Below are 20,046 nucleotides of genomic sequence, written 5' to 3' on the forward strand. Positions count from 1 at the left end.
GACCACCCCTGCCGTCACAACACGCCGGTCAGAACAGCTCGCCCTGCCCCCGGCCCGGCGCCGGTGGCGCCTTGCGCGTGGGGCGCTGCGCGGGCGGCGGCGCGTCGCCATCGACGACCTCGGCGGGCACGTCGCCGTCGGCGAACTGCAGCCGCAGATGCCCCGCGGCGCGCGCCTTGGCCGCGCTCGTCACGATCGCCCCGCCGGCATCGCGCACCATCGCATAGCCGCGCGACAAGAGCGCACGCGGGTCGAGCGAGGCGAACAACCGTTCGAGCCCCTCCAGCCGCGCGCGATCGCGGTCGAGCCTTCGTGCGAGCAGCGACGGCCGCAGCGCCCCCGACCGCGACGCCAGCCGCTCGGCGACCACCGCGAGCCGGTGCCGCTGCGCGCGGTCGATTCGCCCCTGCGCGTCGTCGAGCCGCTGGCGCTGCGGCGCATAGAGCGCTTCGCGCTTCGGCAGGTGCCGCGCCAGCGCGACCAGCCGCTCACGCGCGAGCGCGGCATGGCGGCTCGCCGCGCCGATCATCCGCCCGCCACGCGCCGCCAGCTCGGCGGCAAGCTCCGCGCGCACCGGCACCGCCAGCTCGGCGGCGGCGGTCGGCGTCGGCGCGCGCACGTCGGCGACATAGTCGGCGAGCGTCACGTCGGTCTCGTGCCCCACCGCGCTGATCGTCGGGATGCGGCAGTCGGCGATCGCGCGCACGACGACCTCTTCGTTGAACGCCCACAGATCCTCGATCGACCCGCCGCCGCGCGCGACGATGACCAGATCAGGACGCGGCACCGGCCCGCCGGGCGCGAGCGCATCGAAGCCGCGCACCGCCTTCGCGACCTGCGCCGCCGCGCCTTCGCCCTGCACCAGCACTGGCCAGACGATCACATGCGTCGGAAAGCGATCGGCGAGGCGGTGGAGAATGTCGCGGATCACCGCCCCGGTCGGCGAGGTGACGACGCCGATGATCCGCGGCAGGCGCGGCAGCGGCTGCTTGCGCTCGCGGTCGAACAGCCCCTCGCCGCCGAGCCGCGCCTTCAATTTCTCGAAGAGCAGCATCAGCGCGCCCTCGCCCGCGACTTCGAGGCTGTCGACGACGAGCTGATATTTGGAGCGCCCGGGGTAAGTGGTGAGCTTCCCGGTCGCGATCACCTCGATCCCGTCCTCGGGCCGGAAAGCGAGACGCCCCGCCTGCCCCTTCCACATCACCATGTCGATCAGGGCATTGTCGTCCTTGAGCGCCGCATAGAAATGCCCCGACGCCGCACGCTTCGCGCCTGACAGCTCGCCGCGCACGCGAACCCGCGAAAAGCCGTCCTCGACCGTGCGCTTGATCGCCGCCGACAATTGGCTCACCGACAGCGCGGGAGCATTGTCCCCCGGTGCGGCCTCGGCTAACAGCCGCGCTTCACTCTCGTCGCCGGACGCCATATCGGGAAAAGGGACTGCCATGAATATCCTGCTCATCGGGTCGGGGGGCCGCGAACATGCGCTGAGCTGGCAACTGGCACAATCGCCAAGCTGCGCCAAGCTCTATGCCGCTCCGGGCAACCCGGGGATCGAGCTCCACGCCGAGTGCGTGCCGATCGCCGCCGATGACCTCGACGGGCTGATCGCCTTTGTCCGCGCCCATGCGATCGACTTCGTCGTCGTCGGGCCCGAGGCGCCGCTCGTCGCCGGGCTCGCCGACCGGCTGCGTGAGATCGGCGTGCCGGTCTTCGGGCCGGGTGCGGCCGCCGCGCGGCTCGAAGGATCGAAGGGCTTCACCAAGGACCTCTGCGCGCGCGCCGGCATCCCGACCGCCGCCTATGCCCGCGCTTCCTCGGCCGAGGAAGCGCTCGCGCTGCTCGACGGCTTTTCGATTCCCGTCGTCATCAAGGCCGACGGCCTCGCCGCGGGCAAGGGCGTGATCATCGCCGAAACGCGCGAAGACGCCGAAGCGGCGGTCGAGGAGATGTTCGCGGGCGCCTTCGGCGGCGCGGGCGCCGAAGTGGTGATCGAGGAGTATATGACCGGCGAGGAGGCGAGCTTCTTCGCGCTCTCCGACGGCACGAACGTCCTCGCCTTCGGCAGCGCGCAGGACCACAAGCGTGTCGGCGACGGCGACACCGGCCCCAACACCGGCGGCATGGGCGCCTACAGCCCCGCGCCAGTGCTGACCGCCGAACTCGAAGCGCAGGTGATGGACCGCATCGTCCGCCCGACCGTGGCGGCGCTCGCCGCCGAGGGCACGCCTTATGTCGGCGTCCTCTTCGCCGGGCTGATGCTCACCGATGCGGGACCGAAGCTGATCGAATATAATTGCCGCTTCGGCGACCCCGAATGCCAGGTGCTGATGATGCGCCTCAAGGGCGATTTCGCCGCGCTGCTCCACGCCGCCGCGACCGGCGCGCTCGCCGATGCCGAGCCGCCGGTCTTTTCGCACGACTATGCGCTGACCGTCGTCATCGCAGCGAAGGGCTATCCCGGCACCCCCGAAAAGGGCGGCGCGATCCGCCGCATCGCCGATGCCGAGGCGGGCGGCGTGCGCGTCTTCCACGCCGGCACCGCGCGCGACGACCGCACGCTGGTCGCGGCGGGCGGCCGCGTCCTGAACGTCACCGCGACGGGCAAGAGCGTCGCCGAGGCGCAGGCGCGCGCCTATGCCGCGGTCGACAAGCTCGACTTCCCCAGCGGCTTCTGCCGCCGCGACATCGGCTGGCGCGAGGTCGCGCGCGAGACGGAGTAGAGCCAGCCCGTCATCCCGGCGAAGGCCGGGATGACGAACGGGTAGACGCCGGCAAAACCCGCGAATAAGCTGATACGAAATCAGGGAGAACGCTATGGCTTGGCTTCAGGAAAATATGATCATCGCGGTCGTCGGCCTCGTCGTCGCGGTCGTGCTTCTGTGGTGGCTGTTCGGCCGCAACCGTCCCGAGGAGATCGCTCCCCCCGTCACGCCGCCCGCCGAGCCGAAGAAGCCGCTCGAGGCCGTAAAGCCCGAGATCGTCGCCGCCGAACCCGCGCGCTTCAAGCCGAAGGAACCGGCGCCAGCGCCCGTAGCACCGCCGCCTGCACCGGCGCCCGTTGCCGAAACCCCGCCGCCTCCCCCGCCCGCCCCACCGGCAGCGGAGATTCCCGAAGAGCCCACGATCCCCGCCGAACCCGCGCCGGAACTGGCCGCGAAAGCGCCGAGCCCCGCGCCCGCACCGGCTCCCGCGGCGAAGGCCGACAATCTCCAGCTCCTGAAAGGCATCGGCCCCAAGCTCGCCGGCCTCCTGAACGGCCTCGGCGTCACCAGCTTCCAGCAAATCGCCGACTGGACCGACGCCGACATCGCGGCGATCGATCCGCAGCTCGGCGCCTTCCAGGGCCGCATCGCGCGCGACAATATCGTCGACCAGGCAAGCTATCTCGCGCGCGGCGACAAGGCCGGGTTCGAGGCCAAATATGGAGCGCTGGGCGGAGAACTGTAGGGCCGGTTTCGACCGGGAGCGGCCATAAATCCTCCCCGGCACGGGGAGGGGGACCATGCGAAGCATGGTGGAGGGGCACCCTCGGTTTGCGCTTCGATCCAGAAAAGGCGCGCCATGACGCACCTGCCCCTCCACCACCTTCGGTGGTCCCCCTCCCCGTGCCGGGGAGGATTTATGGCCGCTCTCCACCCCAAACGGTCGACCCACCACCCGCCAGATAATCCTTTCCTACATTGTTCCGCCATGCTCCAAGCTGGCGGATGGAACGCACCGCTTCACCTTCGCCCGCACGGCTGCTCGCCGATAGTTGCCTCGCCTTCGCTCCGGTGCCGCAGCAGCGCAACCGCGCCGACGGCTGGACGGCCGAAACGCAGGCGCGCTTCGTCCGTGCGCTCGAAGCCATGGGTTCGGTGGGAAAGGCCGCGAAAGCCGTCGGGATGGGCCGCGCCTCGGCCTATCGCCTCCGCGATCGCCCCGAAGCGGCCAGCTTTGCTTCCGCGTGGGACCGCGCGATTTCGATGGGGCGCACGCATCAGTACAGCATCGCGATGGATCGCGCGCTCAACGGCGTTACGACCGTTCGCGTCCTCAAGGGCGGCGCGATCGACGTCAGCGGCGGTCCCGACATGGCCATTATCCACGCCGCATTGCGCGACGAAGCGACGCCGCCCTATCCCGCTAAAGCGACAAAGGAGACAGAATGACGGCGCACGTCCGTATCTTTTGTCGCTTTAGGCGCGACAAAAGCGGCGCGTCACTCGTCTTCGTCCTCCTTCGGCTTGCGGATTTCGCTGACCAGCAGCTTGTCGATCTTGCGCCCATCCATGTCGACGATCTCGAACTTCCAGCCGCGATCGGTGAAGCTCTCGCCTTCGGCGGGCAGATGCTTGAGGATCGCCAGCGCGTGCCCCGCCGCGGTCGCATAGTCGCGGTCGCCCGCCAGCTCGATTCCCAGCCGTTCGGCCATCTGGTCGGCGGGCATCGATCCCGCGATCAGCAGGCTGCCGTCGTCGCGCTCGGTGACGAAGGGCTCGCTGCCGATATCCTGATCCGACGCGAATTCGCCCGCGATCGCCGACAGCAGGTCGGCGGGCGTCACCAGTCCCTCGAAATGCCCATATTCGTCGTGGACGAGCAGCATCGGCACGTCGGCGGCGCGCAGGCCCTCGAGCGCGTCCATCGCGTCGATCTGGTCGTGGATCACCTTCGCCGGGCGGATCAGCTTCTCGAGATCGAGCGTTTCGCCGCGGAACAGCGCCCCGGCGATGTCGCGCGCCTGGACGATGCCGGCGATGTCGTCGACCGAGCCGCGCGCGACCGGCAGCCGCGTGTGCGGGCTTTCGAGCAGCTTGGCGCGCACCGCGTCGTCGTCCGACGCGATGTCGATCCAGTCGACGTCGATGCGCGGCGTCATCACTTCGCGCACCGGCCGGTCGGCAAGGCGGACGACGCCCGAGATGATCGCGCGCTCGCTTTCCTCGATCACGCCCGATTTCGACGCCTCGGCGACGATCAGGTGCAATTCCTCGGCGGTCACCCGATCCTCGGACTCGCGGTTGAGACCCAGCAGGCGGAACACGATCGCCGAGCTGTTGTCGAGCAGCCATACGAGTGGCGCCGCGACGCGCGACAGCCAGAACATCGGCGTCGCCATCGCGATCGCGATCGGTTCGGGCGCGCGCAGCGCGAACTGCTTGGGCACCAATTCGCCCACGATCAGCGAAAAATAGGTAGTGACGCCGATGACGACCGCAAAGCCCGCCGCCTGGGCATGTTCGGCATCGATCCCGAACCAGGCCGCGAGCCGGTCGGCGACCGGCTGCCCAAGGCTCGCGCCCGAATAGGCGCCCGCCAATATGCCGATCAGCGTGATGCCGACCTGCACCGTCGACAGGAAGCGACCGGGGTCGGCGGCAAGCTGGCGCGCGATCTTCGCGCCGCGGCTGCCGCGTTTCTCGGCCGCCTGCAAACGCGGCCCGCGCGCCGAGACGATCGCGAGCTCGGACAGGGCGAACAGGCCGTTGAGGAGGATCAGCACCGCGATGATCGCGACGTCGGACCAGGGGAAAGGGCTCATCGGGCGGTCATCAGGCGGTCATGGGGGGCGGCGGCCATGCGGCGCGCGGGCGCCCGGCCCCTGTCGGCTTGGGTCATTTCCGCCCTATAGGCGATAGCGGCGGCAAAGCACAATGACTCCGCTTTGCGACTTCGCTCAGCGGGGGTTCAGCCGGATTCTGGAACCAGTTGGCGCGGCATATGTTATCGACACGGACGGCGGTGCGCAGGGCCAGCAAGCGGCCGCCACTATAAAGGGAGCCAAAGACATGAACAGCAAGACGATCAAGCTCGCCGCCCTCGCCAGCATCGGCGCACTCGCGCTCACCGGTTGCGTGACCGATCCCGAAACGGGCAAGCAGACGATCTCGAAGGCCGCGATCGGCGGCATCGGCGGCGCGCTCGGTGGCTATCTGCTCGGCGATCTCGTCGGCGGACGGCGCGACCGCACCGAAAAGATCGTCGGCGCCGGGATCGGCGCGGTCGCCGGTGCGGGCGTCGGCTATTATATGGACCAGCAGGAAAAGAAGCTGCGCGAACGCACCGCGGGCACCGGCATCGATGTCGAGCGCCAGGGCGACCAGCTCGTGCTCAACATGCCCGGCGACGTCACCTTCGACCTTAACAGCGCGGTCGTGAAATCGCAGTTCCGCAGCGCGCTCGACAGCGTCGCCTCGACCCTGTCCGAATATCCGAGCACCTATATCGACGTCTACGGCCACACCGATTCGCAGGGCAGCGACAGCTATAACCAGGGTCTGTCGGAGCGCCGCGCCTCGTCGGTCGCCGACTATCTCTCCAGCCGCGGCGTCAACCGCGCGCGCATGGCAACGATGGGCTATGGCGAATCGCAGCTCAAATGCGCCCCCGAGCGCAGCGAGGCCGATTATCAGTGCAACCGCCGCGTCGAAATCCGCATCGCCCCGGTGACCCAGAACGACGTCAACAACGCGCGGTAAGTCATTTTCCCGGCTAACGCCGGGAACGGCACCGGCCCGCTCCCCCACCCGGCCTCCCATTTCAGGATACGCTGTTGGGAGGCCGGGTGGGGGAGCGGGCCGGTGCCGCAGCTTTCCGCTTCGCGGAAAGCAAAATCAGCCCAAACTCGGAAAGCTCGCCTTCAGCCCGTCGATCACGAACTGCGCCGCCAGTGCCGCGAGCAGAACGCCGAGCAGGCGGGTGATCACCGCTTCGGCCTTGTTGCCGATCAGCCGCATCAACGGCCCCGCCGCGAGCAGCGCCGCAAGCGTCAGCGCGAGCACGAGCAACAGCGCGCCAAAGATCACCAGCGCCCGATCGAGCCCGTTGTTCTTGGCGACGAGCAGCATGACCGAGGCGATCGATCCCGGCCCGGCGAGCATCGGCATCGCCATCGGAAAGACCGAGACATCCTCGACCTCGGGGGTTGCCTTGATCTTCTCGGCGCGCTGCTCGCGTCGCTCGGTGCGCTTCTCGAACACCATGTCGATCGCGATGATGAACAGCATGATGCCGCCGGCGATGCGGAAACTGTCGAGGTCGATGTGCAGGAAGGACAACAAGGCTTCGCCGAACATCGCGAAGAAGATCAATATGCCTCCGGCGATCAGCGTCGCGCGGATCGCCATCGACCGCCGCTGCTGCACGCTGGCGCCGGTCGTCAGGCTGGCATAGATCGGCGCGCAGCCCGGCGGGTCGATGACGACGAACAGCGTCACGAAGGCCGAGATGAAGAGGTCGATCATGGCTGTTTCGGGGCCGCGACCTGATTGTCGATGACGGTCTTCATATCCTTGCCGTCCCACAGACGGACGGTGACGCGCCGCGACTGGTCGGGATGAACGGTCGAGGTCCAGCTCAGCGTCTGGTCGGGCGACAGGCCGACCGCCCTATCATCGCCCTCCTCGCCCGCTTCGATCGGCACCGCCGGCCGCGAGCCGCATTTCGCCTGCTTCGATTCGATGAAGTCGGGCGCGGCGAGCGGGGTCGTCAGGCTATCGCCATGGTCGAGCACCCACGTCATCTTGCCCTTCTTGGGATCGCGGAGCCACACGGTGGTGAAATAACCGTTCGCCGGCCCGTTTTGCCAGGCACCGGTGGTCACCCCGACATTGCCGTCGCAGCTGACATAGACCGCATGCGGTTGCCACTTTACCGCCTCGGCTGGGTCCCTCTGCGACTTCAGCCAGTCGTGCGCCTTTACCCGCTGCGGCACGAACATCACCGCATCGGGCGCCGCCGTCTCGCGAAAGGCGGTCCATTGTCCCTTTTCCTGCGCCAGCCGTGCAAAGGCTAATTCCGCGGCAATGAAACCGCTGGGATTCGCGGAGAGCGGGCGGTTGCGTTCGCGGGCTGCGACAGCCCCGCTTGCGATCATGGCAAGCGCCGTCGCCGCCACGGTCAGCCTGCGCATCAGAATCCCTCCGGATCGGCGAGCCCCGCGCGGCGATGCGCGGCGACCAGCGTGTTGCGCAGCAGGCAGGCGATCGTCGTCGCGCCGACGCCGCCGGGAACGGGCGTGATCGCGCGGACGTGCGGCAAGGCTTCGTCGAAAGCGACATCGCCGACGATCCGCCCCTTGGCTTTGCCCGGCGCGGGCGGCAGCCGGTTGATTCCGCCGTCGAGGACGACCGCGCCGGCCTTCAGCCAGTCGCCGCGAATATATTCGGGCTGGCCGATCGCCGCGATGACGATGTCGGCGCGCCGCAACACCGCGGGCAGGTCGCGCGTCCGGCTGTGCGCCATCGTCACCGTGCAATTGGCCTGGAGGAGAAGCTGCGCCATCGGCTTGCCGAACAGGATCGAGCGGCCGACGATCACGGCATCGAGGCCGCTCAGGTCGCCGAGCAAATCGCGCAGCATCATCAGGCAGCCGAGCGGCGTGCACGATACGAGTGCGTCGGCGCCGAGCACAAGCCGCCCGGCATTGGTCGGGGTGATGCCGTCGACATCCTTGTCGGGATCGATCGCCGCGATCACGCGCTTTTCGTCGAAACCCTTGGGGAGCGGTAGCTGGACGAGAATGCCGTCGACCGTAGGGTCGGCGTTGAGCCGGGCGACCAACGCCAGCAGTTCGTCCTGTGCCGCGTCGGCGGGCAGGCGATATTCGAAGCTCTTCATCCCCGCCGCAACGGTCGCCTTGCCCTTGGCACCGACATAGACCTGGCTCGCCGCATCGTCGCCGACGAGGACGACGGCGAGACCGGGAACCCGGCCCGTCGCGGCCTCGAATGCCGGGACCGCCTTGGCAATCCGCGCGCGCAGCCCCGCCGCGAACGCCTTGCCGTCGATGACGTCCGCCGCCATTTCAGATCGCTCCTGAATTGACGCCGAGCGTGTAAAGATAGGAAATCACCGGCCCGCGCAGGATGATGATCAGGATCAGCACGACCATCGGCGTCAGGTCGAGCCCGCCGAAATCGGGCATGATGCGCCGGAACGGGCGATAGAGCGGCTCGGTGATCCGCTCGAGCACATACCAGAGCTGACCGACGAAATCATTGTGGGTGTTGATGACGTTGAAGGCGATCAGCCACGACATCACCGCCTGCACGATGATGATCCACCACAGGATATTGAGTAGGATCGACAGGATTTGCAGAAACATCAGATACATCAAATTCTCCGGCGAGAAGCGTCGGTCACGGCCCGCACCCTAGCGATGAATCAGCGTGCCCGCACCCCGTGCGGTGAAAATTTCGAGCAGCATCGCGTGCGGGATGCGCCCGTCGAGGATGACTGCCGCCTCGACCCCGGCGTCGACCGCCGCGACACAGGTTTCGACCTTGGGAATCATGCCGCCGGTGATCGTCTCGTCGGCCTTGAGCGCGTCGATCGCCGTGCGGTCGAGGTCGGTGAGCAGCGCCCCTGCCTTGTCGAGCACCCCCGCGACGTCGGTTAGCAGAAAGAAACGCTTTGCGCCGAGCGCGCCGGCGATCGCCCCCGCCATCGTGTCGGCGTTGATATTGTAGGTCGCCCCGTCGGCGCCGAGCGCGACCGGCGCCACCACCGGAATGAAATTGTCGTTCGCCAGATTGGTCAGGATCGTCGGGTCGACCGCGACCGGCTCGCCGACGAAGCCCAGGTCGACGTGGCGCTCGATTCCCGAATTGGGGTCGGGCTCGCTGCGCGTCACCTTTTCGGCGAGCACCAGATTGGCGTCCTTGCCCGACAGGCCGACCGCGCGGCCGCCGAGCCCGGCGATCCAGCCGACGATCTCCTTGTTGATCTTGCCCGCGAGCACCATCTCAGCGACCTCGGCGGTCGCGGCATCGGTGACGCGCAAGCCGCCGACGAACTGCGATTCGATGCCTAGTTGCTTCAGCATCCGGCCGATCTGCGGGCCGCCGCCATGGACGACCACCGGGTTGATCCCGACGGCTTTCAGCAACACCACATCCTCGGCGAAGTCGCGCTGCGCCTCGGGGTCGCCCATTGCGTGGCCGCCATATTTTATGACGAATGTCTCGCCCGCATAGCGTTGCAGATAGGGCAGCGCCTCGACGAGCGTTTCGGCCTTGGCGAGCAGGTCGGGCATTTTCGAAGGGTCTGTCACGGGCGTCATCCAGCGTTGTTCGCGTCGAGTTTGCGGCCGATGGCGACGACCGCCATCACGAGCAGCGGCACCATCACCGCCGACAGCACGACCTTGGCGATCATCTGGCCGAGCATCAGATCGGCGATCGGACGGACGCCGTAAAAGCTGATCGTGATGAAGATCAGCGTGTCGACGATCTGGCTCAAGGCCGCGGCGATGAAACCGCGGAGCGGCAGCAACCGGCCGTTGTTCGCGGTCATCCGCGCAAAGATCCAGACGTTGAGGCTGACCGAAACGCCATAGGCGATGATTCCGGCCGCCATCATCCGCCAGCTTTGCCCGACGATGATCGGAAAGGCCTCTTTCGCAGGCTCGTACATCCCGGCATCGGTCGGAAGCTGGAGGACGAACAAGGCAAGGATGATCGCGAGCACCAGCGGGATGAAGCCCAGCCGCACCATCCGGTCCGCCACGACGCGCCCGTGCAGCTCGGCGATGCCGCTCGATATCGCGATCAGCGTCAGAAAGGGGAAAATCCCAGCCTCGACCGCGAGCGGCCCCAGCGCGACCTGCTTCGCGCCCAGAAAGCCGCCGAGCGGAACCATGCCGCCATAGAGGATCGCGAACAGCAGCAGCGATGGCGCGATGACGCGCGAAGAGCCAGTTTCCATCGGCGCCCGATAGTCGGTTTTGCGGACGCTGGAAAGACCGGGAAACAATGGCGCGGACACGCGGCGAGACAATGGAGGTTGGCTGGATTGCCAAGCCCCAGCGAATATCCGGGAGATGCCCTGCCTTCGTGCGTCGTCGTGGCGCGGAGCCGGTCTGTACGAAGGCGACGTCGCAATTCCAAAGTTCAGAAAAGTTCAGCCTATTGCAGCCTTCGATTGGGGCTTCGCGCTGTGCTGAACGCATCCGGTTCCCGCTTCGCCGCGACCGTCTTCATCCACCAAGTGAAAGAGCCGGATGAAAGCTGGCATAGCCGGATAATGTAGGAAAGGTTTATTTGAAGCCAATGTCCGCTGTGGGGGTAGGAAGCGGACGTTGAAGGATGGCGCTCCTTTCCCCTCCCGCAAGCGGGAGGGGCAGCGAGACTTACGAACTTTGTTCGTTAGTCGCAGCGGGGTGGGCCATTGCACCGTCGCTGCCCACCCCCGACCCCTCCCGCCTGCGGGAGGGGAGAGGAGCGGCCGCTTCCGGTCGGAACTGGCCATCCCAATCTGCGCCTTTTCCCGGCGCCATCCCGAACCGGCACCGCGCCATGCCGCACACTCTTGCCCCGCCGCCAAAGCCCGCTAGACAGGACGCAACAATCTTGCGGGGGACGCATTTTTTCATGGAACGCCTGATCGGTCTGCTCGGCATCGTCGCATTGCTTGCGATCGCCCTGCTCTTCTCCTCCAACCGGCGCTGGATTCGCCCCCGCGTCGTCATTCCCGCCTTTCTGCTGCAGGCCGGTTTCGCGCTGCTCGTGCTCGGCACCCCCTGGGGGCGCAGCATCATCCAGGCGATGTCGGGCGGTGTCTCCAACCTGCTCGGCTATGCCAAGGCGGGGACCGACTTCATCTTCGGCCCGCTCGCCGGGCCCGAGATGGGCGGGCACAGCTTCGCGATCGCGGCGCTGCCCGTGATCATCTTCTTCGCCTCGATGATCTCGATCCTTTATTATCTCGGCATCATGCAACTCGTGATCAAATGGGTCGGCGGCGCGATCCAGAAGATCACCGGCATCACCAAGGTCGAAAGCCTGGGCGCCGCGGCGAACATCTTCGTAGGGCAGAGCGAAAGCCCGCTCGTCATCCGCCCCTATCTCGCCAGCCTGACGCCGTCGCAGCTCTTCACCGTGATGACGGTCGGCATGGCGGGGGTCGCGGGGACGATCCTCGGCGCCTATGCCAGCATGATCGGCGAGCAATTGCTGCCCTATCTGCTCGCCGCCAGCTTCATGTCGGCGCCGGGCGGCATATTGATGGCGAAGATCATGATGCCCGACGATCCCAAGGATCTGGGCATCGAACCCGTTATCATGCCCGAAGCGAGCCACGACGAGGAAAAGCCCGCGAACATCATCATGGCGGCGGCGCAGGGCGCACAGACCGGCGTCCGGCTGGCGGTCGCGGTCGGCGCGATGGTGCTCGCCTTCGTCGCGCTCGTCGCGCTCGCCAACGGGCTGCTCGCCGGGATCGGCGGCTGGTTCGGATACCCCGACCTGTCGTTTCAGGCGATCATCGGCACGATCTTTCGCCCCGTGATGTGGCTGATGGGGGTGCCGTGGGACGAAAGCGGCGCGGTCGGCGGGCTGTTCGGCACCAAGATCGTGCTCAACGAATTCGTCGCCTTCATCGACCTTGGCAAGGTGCAGAGCGGCCTGTCGCCCGCATCGATCGCGATCGCGACCTTTGCCCTCTGCGGCTTCGCCAATTTCAGCTCGATCGCGATCCAGATGGCGGTGACGGGCGGCCTCGCGCCGGGCCAGCGGCCGATGATCGCGAAGCTGGGCCTGAAGGCGCTGCTCGCGGGCAGCCTGTCGAACCTGATGTCGGCGGCCCTCGCGGGACTGATGCTGGGCATCGCGCCGCCTGCCGCGCCGCCGCCAGCCGCCGCGGCGGCGGCTATCGCGGCTCCGGCCCCGGCCGCCCCTGCAAAGCCACTATAGCGCCATTTTCGCCAGCGCTGTCCGCACCTCTTCCACGAACAGATCAGGCTGCTCCCAGGCGGCGAAATGACCGCCGCGGGGCAGTTCGTTCCAATGGACGATATTTTTGTAGCGCCGGTCGGCCCAGCGACGCGACAGGCGCATGATTTCGTTCGGGAACAGGCTGCATCCGGTCGGGACGTGGATTTCGCCCGCCGCGAAGCTGCGGAAACTATGCCAATAGAGCCGTGCCGACGACGCCGCGCTGTTGGTCAGCCAATACAGGCTGACATCGTCGAGCATCGCATCGCGTGACAATGATTTTTCGGGGTGGCCGCCGATCGACTGCCCGCCGGGCTCGTGTCCGCAATCGGTCCAGCCGTGGAATTTCTCGACGATCCAGCACATCTGCCCGACCGGCGAATCGGCAAGGCCGTAACCGAGGGTCTGCGGCCGCGTCGCCTGCTGCGTCGAATAGCCGCTGTCCTTCGCCTGATACCATTGGAAGCGCGCGAGATAGGTTTTTTCGGCGTCGATCAGGTCTGCCATCAGATCGGGTGGCGGCGCGCCGACGACCATGTTGACGTGGATGCCCGCGCAATGGTCGGCGTGATTCATGCCGATCGCACACGTCACCGCGCTGCCCCAGTCGCCGCCCTGCGCGAAATAGCGCGGATAGCCGAGCGCGCGCATCAGCGCGTCCCACGCCGCCGCGATATGCTCGACGTTCCATTTGGCCTCGGTCGGCTTGCCCGAAAAGCCGTAGCCCGGCAGCGACGGGATCACGAGATGATAGTCGGCCGACAGCGGCTCGATCACGTCGAGGAATTCGAGCACCGACCCCGGCCAGCCATGGGTCAGCACGAGCGGCCGCGCCGCGGGATTGGCCGAGCGGATGTGCAGGAAATGGATGTCGAGCCCGTCAACCATCGCGAGATAATTGGGCAGCGCATTGAGGCGCGCCTCGACCTTGCGCCAATCATAATCCTGTCGCCAGTAAGCCGCGAGCTGCTGCGCATAGGCGAGCGGGACGCCCTGATCCCAGTCGCCGACTGTCTCCTTCTCCGGCCAGCGCGTGTTCGCGAGCCGCGCCGCAAGGTCGTCGAGCGCCGCCTGCGGCACGTCGATGGTGAAGGGACGAATGTCGGCGACCTGCATGAATCTCCCCCCGCTCAGGGCCGCGCCGGGGCCTTGCAGCCGCGTTCGAGCCCGACGCCCTTCAAAAAGCCGCGTCGCACCGTTCCGGCATAGACCGCCTCGGCATAGCGTCGGCGTTCGGCATTGGCGCCGGTGACTTCGCCGATCAGCCCGCGCAAGGGGATGACCGACCCCGCGACGCTGCCCGCGACGCGGCCGGCGGTCTCCTCGCGCTTCTGCGCCCGGCTCTTGTCGACCGTCTCGTTGACGTCGGGGCCGAGCACGGCGTCGAGTTCGGTGATCTCGCGGATGATCGCCGCGCATTTGCCGAGCCCTGCGAGCGAATAGGGCGCCCCGACGACCGCCTGCAGCTTGGGCGGCACCTCCTTGCCATCGAAGGGTTCGGTGACGCTGTTCGCGGTGTCCTTCACCGTCGAATCCTCGGGCGCGCCCTCTTGGGCGTGGACCGGCGCGGCGGCAGCGAAAGCGAGAAGGGGCAGGCTGGCGGCGAAGATGCGAATCATGGCGAATCTCCCTTTGCCCGTCATCATATCCCCGGCCGCGAAGACCGCGCGCCCTTTTTAGCGCGTCGGCACCGGCTCTGGCCCGGTCCAGTCGTAGAAGCCGCGCCCCGCTTTCTTGCCGACCCAGCCTGCCTCGACATATTGGACGAGCAGCGGGGCGGGGCGGAATTTCGGGTCGCCGGTGCCCGACTGCAGCACGCGGATGATCTCGAGGCAGGTGTCGAGGCCGATGAAGTCGGCGAGGGTGATCGGCCCCATCGGATGGTTGAGGCCGAGGCGACAGCCGGTATCGATGTCCTGCATCGTCGCAACGCCTTCGCCGAGTGCGAAGATCGCCTCGTTGATCAGCGGCATCAGCACGCGGTTGACGATAAAGCCCGGCGCGTCGTTCGCATGGACGATCTCCTTGCCGAGGCCGCGGCCATAGGCCTCCACCGCCGCGAGCGTTGCGTCGCTGGTGGCGAGGCCGCGGATCAGCTCGATCAGGCCCATCACCGGCACCGGGTTGAAGAAATGAACGCCGATGAAGCGCGCCGGATGGGGCGCCGCCTGTGCGAGGCGGGTGATCGGAATCGAGCTGGTGTTGCTGGCGAGGATCGCGGTGTCCGAAAGATGCTGGCCGACGCTCGCGAAGATCGCGCGCTTGATCTCCTCGCGCTCGGTCGCGGCCTCGACGACGAGGTCGGCGGGGGCGAAAGCGGCATGGTCCGCGACCGGCGTGATGCGGCCGAGCAGCGCGTCGGCGTCGGCCTGCGTCATCTTTTCCTTCACCACCAGCCGGCCGAGCGCCTTAGCGATGCCGGCCTTGCCCGCTTCGGCGCGGGCGATGTCGATGTCGGCCAGCAGCACGTCGTGACCGGCCCCCGCCGACACCTGCGCGATCCCCGCGCCCATTTGCCCTGCCCCGATGACGCCGACGATCATGTTCTGCCCTTTCGCTGGAAACCGTGGCGTTCCCCTACGGCCTCGCCCCGCCCGGTCAAGAGGGGCGCGTCAAGGGGCGGAGCGGAACTCGGTCGCTTCGGCCAGGATCAGCGCGAAGGCGGGGTCGACATCGTCCCAGGTCCGCACCGGGGTCCAGCCGCCGGCGCGGAGCAGCAGGTTCGCGTCGCGGGGACCGTATTTATGGCTGTTCTCGCTGTGGATCGTTTCGCCCTTCGTCATCGCATAGGCGCGTCCGTCGACGATGAACTCCATGTCGCACGCGGCGACGAGATGCATTTCGATCCGCGCGTGCACATCGTTCCAGCTCGCCCGATGCATGAAATTATCGACCGGGATCGTTCCGTCCAGCTCGCGATTGATGCGTTCGAGCAGGTTGATGTTGAACGCCGCGGTGACTCCCGCAGGATCGTCATAGGCCAGTTCGAGCGTCGTGACATCCTTGATCCGGTCGACTCCGATCAAAAGCAGCGCCCCGTCGCCGAGCGTGGCGCGCCAGCCGCGCAAGAGGTCGATCGCGGTGCGTGCGACCATGTTGCCGATCGTCGAGCCCGGAAAGAAGCCGAGCTTGGGCAGCGCGGCGATCTCGCGCGGCAAATCGACCTTGTGGGTGAAATCGGCCTCGACCGGATAGACGGGAAGCCCCGGAAAGCGCGCCGCGAGCGCGGTCGCGCTGTCACGCAGGAAGTCGCCCGAAATATCGACGGGAACATAGGCCGCGGGCCCGATCGCCTGAAGCAGCAAGGGCGTCTTGGTCGAGCTGCCCGAGCCGAGTTCGACGACCGCGCGGCCCGGCCCGATCGCCGCCGCCATGTCGGCGGCGTGGCGCGTCAGCAGGTCGGTTTCGCTGCGCGTCGGATAATATTCGGGCAGCGCGGTAATATCCTCGAACAGCGCCGATCCGGTCGCGTCGTAGAACCAGCGCGCGGGAATCGCCTTCTGCCGCTGCGACAGCCCGGCATGGACGTCGGCGCGGAAAGCCGGGTCGACGCCGCTATCGTCGGCGGAAATCTGCCGAAGTTGACGCACGATACCCATGATCAGAGGTCTTTCGCGAGCCGAACGCCGGTGAATTGCCAGCGCTGGTGGGGGTAAAAGAAATTGCGGTAGCTGGCGCGCATATGGCCGCGCGGGGTTGCGCAGCTTCCGCCGCGCAGCACGAACTGCCCGCTCATGAACTTGCCATTATATTCGCCGACCGCGCCCGGCGCGGCGCGGAAGCCGGGATAGGGGCGATAGGCGCTGCCGGTCCATTCCCACACGCTGCCGAACATCTGTTGCAAGCCTGTGTCGGCGGACGCAGCCGCGGGCTGCGCCGGCCCGGCCGCGTCGAGTTGCTGGCCGCCCTGCGGGTCGCAGGCGGCGGCGGCCGCCTCCCACTCCTGTTCGGTCGGCAGACGTGCGCCGGCCCAGGTAGCGAAAGCATCGGCCTCATAGAAGCTGATATGGGTCACCGGCGCCGCGGGGTCGATCGCCTGCCAGCCCGACAGGGTGAAAGAATGCCCCTCGCGCCAATAGGCGGGCGCTTCGACATCCTCCGCCTGCACCCACGCCCAGCCGTCGCTGAGCCACAGCGACGGGGTATGATAGCCGCCGTCGGCGACGAATTCCTGCCATTCGCCGTTCGTCACCGGGCGGCTGGCGAGCGCGTGCGAGGTCAGCAGCGCCGAAAAGCGCGGGCGTTCGCAGTCGAAGGCGAAGCCATCGCCGTCGTGGCCGACCGACACCACGCCTTCCGCGCCGCGGACCCACTGGAGCGCGCCCGCGCTTTTGGCTGCGGGCGTGAGAGGCGCAGAAAAGTGCGCAACTTCATTCGCGATTGCAGCGTCGCGCGGCCATGCCGCCGGACCGAGCGGGTTCTGGGCGAAGAGATGCTTGATATCGGTGAGCAGCAATTCCTGATGCTGCTGCTCGTGGTGGATGCCGAGCTCGACCAGCGCGAGCGCGGCCGGGGGCAGATCGGGAAGCGCGCTCTGCACCGCGGCGTCGACATGCGCGCGCCAGATGCAGACCTCGTCCAGCGACGGTCGCGTCAACAGGCCGCGGCGCGGGCGCGCATGGCGCGGCCCCTCGGCCTCGTAATAGCTGTTGAAGAGATAGGCGTAGCGATCGTCGAACGCGCGATAGCCAGGCAGATGATTGCGCAGCACGAACGTCTCGAAGAACCAGCTCGTGTGCGCGAGATGCCATTTCGCGGGCGAGGCGTCGGGCATCGACTGCGCGCTCGCATCGGCGTCGGAGAGCGGCGCCACGAGGTCGAGCGACAGCCGCCGGGTCGCGGCGAAGCGCCGGGCCAGGTCGCCCTGCGGGTCAATAGCGGGCGATGCGTCGGTGCGGCTGGCCATAGTGAGACAATCCCCCGGAAGGTGATTCGGTTTCGCTGCGGGGGCGAATATGGTTACGGCACGGAGGAATGTCTAGAACATTCAGGGAACAAGGTGGGGCGCTCAAACGCGCCATGCCTTCCCGTCACCCCGGACTTGATCCGGGGTGACGCTTGCCACCGTCATCGAGCGGGACCCCGGATTTGATCGGCCTATATTCCCTCTAGACCTGTAAAGCGGCCGCTTCGCGGCAAAAGCTGACGTAGATGGGATTCGCGCAGAGATCGCAGAGAGGAAGAGATGAAGTTCACGCGGAGCCGCGGAGAGATGGGGCTTGCCGCAAAGCGGCTTTCTTCATGCAACGCCGCGGCCTGCCGCATCCCCGACAAAAAGGGCGGGCCTGTCGGCCCGAACCTGCCTCTCCGCGGCTCCGCGGCTCCGCGCGAACCAAAATCTCTGCGCTTCTGCGCGAATCTCATGAAACGGCCGACATGGCCTTCTTCCCAATTGGCTCCCCCAGGCTCGCGTTAGAAAACATATATCTCGGAAAGGGATAATCCCGGATCAAGTCCGGGGTGACGAAGAAAATGAAGGACAGCCCTTACGCTTCGGTCAGCGCGTCGCGCCGGGTTTCCAGAGGATGTCGCCGCCCGCGCCGGCATTGATATGCCGGGTCAGCACGAAAAGATGGTCCGACAGGCGGTTGAGATAGGAGAGCGCCAGCGGGTTGAGGTCGCGCTCCGCGCCGGCGGCGACCGCGGCGCGTTCGGCGCGGCGGGTCACCGCGCGGGCGAGGTGGAGCCGCGCGGCGGCTTCGGTGCCGCCGGGCAGGATGAAGCTGCGAAGCGATTCGAGCGCTTCGTTCATGCGGTCGATCTCTTCCTCCAGCCGCGCGATCTGGCCGGGGACGATGCGCAGCGCCATGTCGTGCGGACCGAAGCCGCGTTCGCTGTCGGGCGGCGTCGCAAGGTCGGCGCCGAGGTCGAACAATTCGTTCTGGATGCGCGACAGCATCGCCGCCTCGTCGCTCGCCGGATCGAGCGCGGCGGCGGCGAGGCCGACCCAGCTGTTCGCTTCGTCGACATCGCCGACCGCCGCCATCAGCGGCGCCGACTTGGCGATGCGCGAGCCGTCGACGAGCCCGGTGGTGCCGCCGTCGCCGGTGCGGGTGTAGATCTTGTTGAGTTTGACCATGTCGGACAGTCCGGAGTTTAGACGATCATCCCACTCCGTTCGCATCGAGCGAAGTCGAGATGCCCCTCGGGCCGGCGCAAGGTCGATGGGTGTCTCGACTTCGCTCGACACGAACGGGAAAAGGAAGCGCCCCGATCAGCTGCCGGCAGCGGTCACGCCGATGATGATGAGCAGGATGATGGTGATCGCCTGCCATTTGACGCGGGCCATCATCATCCGGTTCTGCATCACCTGATTTTCGTGGATCGTGCCGTCGAGCGCGGCCTGATGCCCCTTGGCGAAATAGATGAGCCCGCGCGCAAGCGAGAAGAGGACGAGGCCGGCCGCCACGACGACCGCAAGGACGAGGATGATCTGCATCGTTCCTATTTAGGCTGTTTGCAGCGAATAGCCAGCGGGAAGCCGCTCGCGAACCAGATCGGCCGCGAGCACGCGCCCGTCGACCCCGGCTTCACGCAGCGCGGCCAGCGAGGCGACGGCGTCGCGCTTCGCGAGCCGCCGTCCGTCGGGACCGCAGACGAGGGCGTGGTGGCGATAGACGGGGGTCGCGAGGCCCAGCAACTCCTGGAGCAGGCGGTGGACGTCGGTCGAGGCGATCAGGTCGGCGCCGCGGATCACATGCGTCACCCCCATCGCCGCATCGTCGATCGTACTCGCGAGATGATAGCTGGCGGGGGCATCCTTGCGCGCGAGGACCACGTCGCCGTGCGCGGCCGGATCGGCGGCGCGCATCCCCTGCCCCGCTTCCTCCCAGTCGAGAGCGCCCGCGAGCGCGGCGGCGCGCGCCATGTCGAGCCGCCAGCAATGCAGCTCATCGGCGAGGCGGCGCGCGCGCTCGGCCGCCGGCAAGTGGCGGCAAGTGCCGGGATAGACGGCGCCGCCCGAAGCATTGGGCGGCCCATGCGGCGCGGCGAGGCTTTGGGCGATGTCGGCGCGGGTGCAGAAACAGGGATAGACGAGGCCGCGTGCGCGCAGATGGTCAAGCGCCGCGGCATAATCACCGAGATGGCTTGACTGGCGCACCGGATCGCCGTCCCAGTCGAGCCCCAGCCATGCGAGGTTGGCGAGCGAGGCCGCCACATAATCCTCGCGCGAGCGGCTGCCGTCGATATCGTCGATGCGGATGCGGAAACGCCCGCCGGCATCGCGCGCCGCACCGTGGGCGAGCGCCGCGCTATAGGCATGGCCGAGGTGCAGTTCTCCCGTTGGGCTGGGCGCGAAACGGGTCAGCATGAGCGGGCGCGCATATCCATATGCTGTGCCGCACCC

General features: G+C 67.4%; 21 protein-coding genes. 5 read left to right on the forward strand and 16 right to left on the reverse strand.

Features of this window, described 5'->3' with window-relative positions; all coding sequences use genetic code 11:
* Positions 1-28: 28 nt before the first annotated feature.
* Entirely contained in the window at positions 29-1,447 is a 1,419-nt protein-coding gene (gene xseA / locus NP825_RS16805; RefSeq protein ID WP_257545629.1) for an exodeoxyribonuclease VII large subunit, read from the reverse strand.
* Between xseA and purD the strand changes: the two genes are divergently transcribed.
* From purD to NP825_RS16820, 3 genes are all read left to right on the forward strand, one after another.
* Positions 1,446-2,723, forward strand: a complete 1,278-nt coding sequence (gene purD, locus NP825_RS16810; protein ID WP_257545632.1) for a phosphoribosylamine--glycine ligase — start codon at positions 1,446-1,448, stop codon at positions 2,721-2,723. The two genes, xseA and purD, sit on opposite strands and share 2 nt — an antisense overlap.
* Before the next feature lie 94 nt (positions 2,724-2,817).
* Complete coding sequence (locus tag NP825_RS16815; protein WP_257545634.1) at positions 2,818-3,450, forward strand: hypothetical protein; 633 nt, start codon at positions 2,818-2,820, stop codon at positions 3,448-3,450.
* A gap of 260 nt (positions 3,451-3,710) precedes the next feature.
* Entirely contained in the window at positions 3,711-4,154 is a 444-nt protein-coding gene (locus NP825_RS16820; protein ID WP_257545636.1) for a hypothetical protein, read from the forward strand.
* 50 nt (positions 4,155-4,204) lie between these two features.
* Here the strand turns inward: NP825_RS16820 and NP825_RS16825 are convergent, their stop codons facing one another.
* Positions 4,205-5,527 (reverse strand): hemolysin family protein, encoded by a 1,323-nt coding sequence (locus NP825_RS16825; protein ID WP_257545638.1) that lies wholly within the window; start codon positions 5,525-5,527, stop codon positions 4,205-4,207.
* 247 nt (positions 5,528-5,774) lie between these two features.
* On the opposite strand from NP825_RS16825, the gene NP825_RS16830 reads away from it, so the two are divergent.
* Positions 5,775-6,464: an OmpA family protein gene (locus NP825_RS16830; protein ID WP_257545640.1), complete on the forward strand. Its 690-nt coding sequence runs from the start codon at positions 5,775-5,777 to the stop codon at positions 6,462-6,464.
* A gap of 135 nt (positions 6,465-6,599) precedes the next feature.
* On the opposite strand, the gene NP825_RS16835 is transcribed toward NP825_RS16830, so the two are convergent.
* The 6 genes from NP825_RS16835 to NP825_RS16860 are packed head-to-tail and all read right to left on the reverse strand — an operon-like array spanning position 6,600 to position 10,692.
* The gene (locus NP825_RS16835; protein WP_257545642.1) at positions 6,600-7,229 is read right to left on the reverse strand and encodes a MarC family protein; all 630 of its coding nucleotides are present in this window, start codon (positions 7,227-7,229) and stop codon (positions 6,600-6,602) included.
* The gene (locus NP825_RS16840) at positions 7,226-7,897 is read right to left on the reverse strand and encodes a hypothetical protein (protein WP_257545644.1); all 672 of its coding nucleotides are present in this window, start codon (positions 7,895-7,897) and stop codon (positions 7,226-7,228) included. The genes NP825_RS16835 and NP825_RS16840 overlap by 4 nt, the downstream gene beginning before the upstream one ends.
* A complete protein-coding gene (gene folD, locus NP825_RS16845) occupies positions 7,897-8,790 on the reverse strand; it encodes a bifunctional methylenetetrahydrofolate dehydrogenase/methenyltetrahydrofolate cyclohydrolase FolD (RefSeq protein WP_257545646.1) in 894 nt (297 codons plus the stop codon). Before folD ends, NP825_RS16840 begins: the two co-directional genes overlap by 1 nt.
* A gap of 1 nt (position 8,791) precedes the next feature.
* Complete coding sequence (locus tag NP825_RS16850) at positions 8,792-9,100, reverse strand: YggT family protein (protein ID WP_257545648.1); 309 nt, start codon at positions 9,098-9,100, stop codon at positions 8,792-8,794.
* A 39-nt stretch (positions 9,101-9,139) separates the two neighbouring features.
* Entirely contained in the window at positions 9,140-10,048 is a 909-nt protein-coding gene (gene argB, locus NP825_RS16855; RefSeq protein WP_257545650.1) for an acetylglutamate kinase, read from the reverse strand.
* Positions 10,045-10,692, reverse strand: coding sequence for a queuosine precursor transporter (locus NP825_RS16860; protein ID WP_257545652.1), 648 nt, complete (start codon positions 10,690-10,692; stop codon positions 10,045-10,047). Before NP825_RS16860 ends, argB begins: the two co-directional genes overlap by 4 nt.
* A gap of 665 nt (positions 10,693-11,357) precedes the next feature.
* Between NP825_RS16860 and NP825_RS16865 the strand changes: the two genes are divergently transcribed.
* A complete protein-coding gene (locus tag NP825_RS16865; RefSeq protein ID WP_257545654.1) occupies positions 11,358-12,677 on the forward strand; it encodes a NupC/NupG family nucleoside CNT transporter in 1,320 nt (439 codons plus the stop codon).
* Here the strand turns inward: NP825_RS16865 and NP825_RS16870 are convergent.
* The 8 genes from NP825_RS16870 to gluQRS form a co-directional block, all read right to left on the reverse strand.
* Complete coding sequence (locus NP825_RS16870) at positions 12,672-13,814, reverse strand: epoxide hydrolase family protein (RefSeq protein ID WP_257545656.1); 1,143 nt, start codon at positions 13,812-13,814, stop codon at positions 12,672-12,674. The two genes, NP825_RS16865 and NP825_RS16870, sit on opposite strands and share 6 nt — an antisense overlap.
* 14 nt (positions 13,815-13,828) lie before the next feature.
* Entirely contained in the window at positions 13,829-14,317 is a 489-nt protein-coding gene (locus NP825_RS16875; protein ID WP_257545658.1) for a hypothetical protein, read from the reverse strand.
* A 57-nt stretch (positions 14,318-14,374) separates the two neighbouring features.
* A complete protein-coding gene (locus NP825_RS16880) occupies positions 14,375-15,241 on the reverse strand; it encodes a 3-hydroxyacyl-CoA dehydrogenase NAD-binding domain-containing protein (RefSeq protein ID WP_257545661.1) in 867 nt (288 codons plus the stop codon).
* Between the two features lie 69 nt (positions 15,242-15,310).
* Positions 15,311-16,297 (reverse strand): L-histidine N(alpha)-methyltransferase, encoded by a 987-nt coding sequence (egtD, locus tag NP825_RS16885; RefSeq protein ID WP_257545663.1) that lies wholly within the window; start codon positions 16,295-16,297, stop codon positions 15,311-15,313.
* Positions 16,298-16,299: 2 nt separating this feature from the next.
* Positions 16,300-17,604, reverse strand: a complete 1,305-nt coding sequence (gene egtB, locus NP825_RS16890) for an ergothioneine biosynthesis protein EgtB (RefSeq protein WP_257545665.1) — start codon at positions 17,602-17,604, stop codon at positions 16,300-16,302.
* A 591-nt stretch (positions 17,605-18,195) separates the two neighbouring features.
* Positions 18,196-18,777, reverse strand: a complete 582-nt coding sequence (locus NP825_RS16895) for a cob(I)yrinic acid a,c-diamide adenosyltransferase (RefSeq protein WP_257551510.1) — start codon at positions 18,775-18,777, stop codon at positions 18,196-18,198.
* Positions 18,778-18,912: 135 nt separating this feature from the next.
* Positions 18,913-19,137 (reverse strand): HIG1 domain-containing protein, encoded by a 225-nt coding sequence (locus tag NP825_RS16900; RefSeq protein WP_257545667.1) that lies wholly within the window; start codon positions 19,135-19,137, stop codon positions 18,913-18,915.
* Between the two features lie 9 nt (positions 19,138-19,146).
* Positions 19,147-20,010: a tRNA glutamyl-Q(34) synthetase GluQRS gene (gene gluQRS, locus NP825_RS16905; protein ID WP_257545669.1), complete on the reverse strand. Its 864-nt coding sequence runs from the start codon at positions 20,008-20,010 to the stop codon at positions 19,147-19,149.
* Between the last annotated feature and the right edge of the window lie 36 nt (positions 20,011-20,046).

The sequence above is a fragment of the Sphingopyxis sp. DBS4 genome (assembly GCF_024628865.1).
Classification (GTDB): Bacteria; Pseudomonadota; Alphaproteobacteria; order Sphingomonadales; family Sphingomonadaceae; genus Sphingopyxis.